Origin of the sequence: Nioella sp. (assembly GCF_964229645.1) — a bacterium.
In the GTDB taxonomy this organism is placed as follows: domain Bacteria; phylum Pseudomonadota; class Alphaproteobacteria; order Rhodobacterales; family Rhodobacteraceae; genus Nioella.
Window position 1 is genome coordinate 1 of record NZ_CAXREX010000320.1, and the last position, 3,561, is coordinate 3,561.

Sequence of the window (3,561 nt, forward strand, 5' to 3'; positions counted from 1 at the left end):
CCAGAGTGACGTAATAGAAGGAGAAGTTGGGGCTGCAAGAGGAGTCCGCTTCATCCTGACCACACAAGCGATGCCTTTCAAGGGTGCTGGAGCAGCCGTAGGAACAACGGGCCGTCGCCATCTGGAAGCATAATATCCAGCAAAATCAAATCGTAATCGGTGGTCGACATGAAATCCTGCGCGGTGCCCAGATCACCTGCATGATCCACCACATGCCCATCCAGCGCCAGGCGGTCCAGGATGGCAGCAGCGAGTTGGGCATTGTCTTCGACCAGCAGGAATCGCATCGGCTCGGGCGGACCTCTCGGGGGCGTGACAGGTAAATGTCAGGTTCGGGTGCTTGGTTTCAGTCATGGGCACCCACGCCCCGCTTTGTCAAACTGGGAGGAGACAATGACGAAACTGAACCTGACCCGTCGGGCCTTCGCGGCCGCGGCGGTCGCGGCGATGAGCCTTGGCACCCCTGCGCTTGCAGACGGCCACCAGCAGATGGACAGCATCCACTTCCTGATCCCCGGCGGCGCCGGCGGCGGCTGGGACGGCACCGCGCGCGGCACCGGCGAGGCGCTGACCAACGCAGGGCTCGTGGGCTCGGCCAGCTACGAGAACATGTCGGGCGGCGGCGGCGGCGTCGCGATCGCCTACATGATCGAGAACTCCGAGAGCCAGCACGGCACGCTGATGGTGAACTCCACCCCCATCGTGATCCGCTCGCTCACCGGCGTTTTCCCGCAGAGCTTCCGTGACCTCACCCTGATCGCGGGCACCATCGGCGATTACGCGGCCCTGGTCGTGAACACCGACAGCGCGATCCAGTCGATGGACGACCTGCTGGCGGCCTATCGCGACGATCACAGCGCCGTGGCCATCGGCGGTGGCTCGGTGCCGGGCGGCATGGACCACCTGGTTGCGGCAATGGTGATGCAGGCTGCCGGCGAAGACCCGCTGGAAGTGCGCTACATCCCCTATGACGCTGGCGGCGCAGCCATGGCGGCGCTTCTGTCGGGCGAGATCCAGGCCCTGTCCACCGGCTTCTCGGAAGCGGTCGACCTGGCCAACGCCGGTGAAGTCCGCATCCTCGGCGTGACCTCGTCCGAGCGCGTGGACGCCTATCCCGACGCCCCCACCATGATGGAGCAGGGCATCGACACCACCTTCGTCAACTGGCGCGGTTTCTTCGGCGCCCCGACGCTGACCGATGCCGAAGCCGACGCGTATCGCGCCGTGATCGCGTCGATGTATGACACGCCCGAGTGGGAAGCCGTGCGCGCCCGCAACGGTTGGGTCAACATCCACAACTCGGGTGACGACTTCCGCACCTTCCTGGAAGAGCAGGAACAGGTCATCGGCGACCTGATGCGCACCCTGGGCTTCCTCTGAGGCCAGCCGGTCCGCGCCCTGTCCGGGGCGCGGACCCCATTTCGCGCAGACGCGAAATGGATGGCGGTTTTTGAAAACCGCGATCCGATCCGCGCCGACGCGGATCGCCCGGATCGAGGATCCGGGAGGGGACATTGACTTTCGGAGGGGGAGCTATGGCGCTCGACCGCTGGATCGCGCTGGCGATCCTCATCATCTGCCTCATCTACGGATACACGGCCTTCTTCACCATGGATGGCAGCCTGCCGCCCTTCATGCGGCGCAACCCGGTCTGGCCGTCGACCTTCCCCAAGATCCTCGCGGTGCTGGGGGTCGTGACCTCGCTGATCATCGTGCTGGGGCTGGAAAAGCCCGCCGCCGATCCAAAGCCGCAGGACATCAACTACCGCCGCCTTGGCGACTACAAGGTGGGCCAGGCGCTGTTGCTGCTGGCGCTCATGGTTCTCTACGCGCTGATGCTGCGCCCGGCAGGGTTCCTGATCTCCACCGTGGGCTTTCTCGTCGGCGGCTCGCTCATCCTGGGCGAACGCAAGTTTCATATCATGATCCCCGTCTCGGTCCTGGCCGCGGGGATCATCTGGTACCTGGTGCAGGGGGTGCTGGGCATCTTCCTGCGTCCCTGGCCGTTCTTCATGGGGGTGTGAGGCAATGCTCGAAGGACTTATGATCGGCCTCTCGACGGCCTTTTCCCTGACCAACATCCTGATGGTGATCGGTGGCTGCCTCATCGGCACCTTCATCGGCATGCTGCCCGGCCTCGGGCCGATGTCGATCATCGCCATCATGATCCCGGTTGCGATCACCCTGGGCGATCCCTCTGCCGCGCTGATCCTGCTGGCCGGGGTCTATTACGGCGCCATCTTCGGCGGCTCGACTTCCTCGATCCTGATCAACGCCCCTGGCGTGGCGGGAACCGTGGCCACCGCCTTCGACGGCTACCCGATGGCGCGCAAGGGGCAGGCGGGCAAGGCGCTCACCATCGCGGCCATCGCCAGTTTCTCGGGCGGCACCATCGGCGCGCTGCTGCTGATGGTCTTTGCCCCGGCGCTCTCGACCGTAGCGCTGCTGTTTCACTCGGCCGAGTATTTCGCACTGATGGTCGTGGGCCTGTCAGCCATCGCGGCTTTCGCGGGCACTGGCAACGTGGCCAAGGCGCTCCTGATGACGGTGCTGGGGCTCATCATGGCGACCGTGGGCGAGGGCGCGCTTTACAACATGCCGCGCTTCACCATGGGTCTGATGGACCTGCAATCGGGCTTTGGCTTCATCACCCTGGCCATGGCGATGTTCGCCCTGCCTGAGGCCATGTATCTGGTGCTGAACCCGGCCCGGTCCAAGACCGATGGCGGCGGCGAGGACAGCGGCGAGATCAAGGACCTGCGCATCACCCGCGAAGAGGCCCGCAAGATCGCGCCCGTCATCGGGCGCCAGTCGATCCAGGGCTTCTTCATCGGCGTGCTGCCGGGCGCAGGGGCCACCATCGCGTCCTTCCTGGGCTACGCGGTGGAGCGCAACATCGCCACCAAGGAAGAACAGGACGAATTCGGCAAGGGCTCCATCAAGGGGCTTGCCGCGCCAGAGACGGCCAACAACGCAGCCTGCACCGGGTCTTTCGTGCCGCTTCTGACGCTCGGCATCCCGGGATCCGGCACCACCGCGATCCTTCTGGGCGCGCTTATCGCCCTGAACGTCACGCCGGGGCCGCGGCTGATGGTGGACGATCCGCAGATCTTCTGGGCGGTCATCATCTCGATGTATCTCGGCAACCTCGTGCTGCTGATCCTGAACCTGCCGCTCATTCCCTATATCGCCAAGATCCTGGCGGTGCCGCGCAACTACCTGATCCCCTTCATCCTCTTCTTCACGCTGATGGGGGCCTATATCGGGCAGAACAACGCCACCGAGCTGATGATCCTGGTGGGTTTCGGCTTCGTGGCGACGATCCTGCGCTTTGCCGACTATCCGCTGGCGCCGCTTTTGATCGGCTTCATCCTGGGCTCGATGCTGGAAGACAATTTCAGCCGCGCGATGCAGCTATACGACGGGATCGGCTTCATCCTGGAACGGCCCATGACGCTTGGGCTGCTGGTCCTGGCCGGGCTGCTGGTGGTGGTTCCGAGCTACCGGGCGCGCCGGGCGCGTCTGCGGGCCGAGGGCGTCGCGGACGACTGAAGGGTGTCG

At 64.9% G+C, this 3,561-nt stretch carries 3 protein-coding genes and 1 pseudogene; 3 read left to right on the forward strand and 1 reads right to left on the reverse strand.

The annotated features are described in order from the left end of the window. Positions 1-95: 95 nt before the first annotated feature. Positions 96-287, reverse strand: a pseudogene (locus ACEQXV_RS19795) (response regulator transcription factor); the annotation flags it as partial. 106 nt (positions 288-393) lie between these two features. Between ACEQXV_RS19795 and ACEQXV_RS19800 the strand changes: the two are divergent. The 3 genes from ACEQXV_RS19800 (at position 394) to ACEQXV_RS19810 (ending at position 3,552) form a co-directional block, all read left to right on the forward strand. Then, on the forward strand, positions 394-1,380 hold the full coding sequence (locus ACEQXV_RS19800) for a tripartite tricarboxylate transporter substrate binding protein (RefSeq protein ID WP_370252948.1): 987 nt from the start codon (positions 394-396) through the stop codon (positions 1,378-1,380). 155 nt (positions 1,381-1,535) lie between these two features. Then, the gene (locus ACEQXV_RS19805; RefSeq protein WP_370252946.1) at positions 1,536-2,024 is read left to right on the forward strand and encodes a tripartite tricarboxylate transporter TctB family protein; all 489 of its coding nucleotides are present in this window, start codon (positions 1,536-1,538) and stop codon (positions 2,022-2,024) included. Positions 2,025-2,028: 4 nt separating this feature from the next. Continuing rightward, positions 2,029-3,552, forward strand: coding sequence for a tripartite tricarboxylate transporter permease (locus ACEQXV_RS19810; protein ID WP_370270605.1), 1,524 nt, complete (start codon positions 2,029-2,031; stop codon positions 3,550-3,552). Positions 3,553-3,561: the final 9 nt, after the last annotated feature.

Coding starts and splice junctions, on each gene's coding strand:
- ACEQXV_RS19810 (WP_370270605.1), top strand. CDS start 2,029: ATGCTCGAAGGACTTATGATCGGCCTCTCGACGGCCTTTTCCCTGACC.
- ACEQXV_RS19805 (WP_370252946.1), top strand. CDS start 1,536: ATGGCGCTCGACCGCTGGATCGCGCTGGCGATCCTCATCATCTGCCTC.
- ACEQXV_RS19800 (WP_370252948.1), top strand. CDS start 394: ATGACGAAACTGAACCTGACCCGTCGGGCCTTCGCGGCCGCGGCGGTC.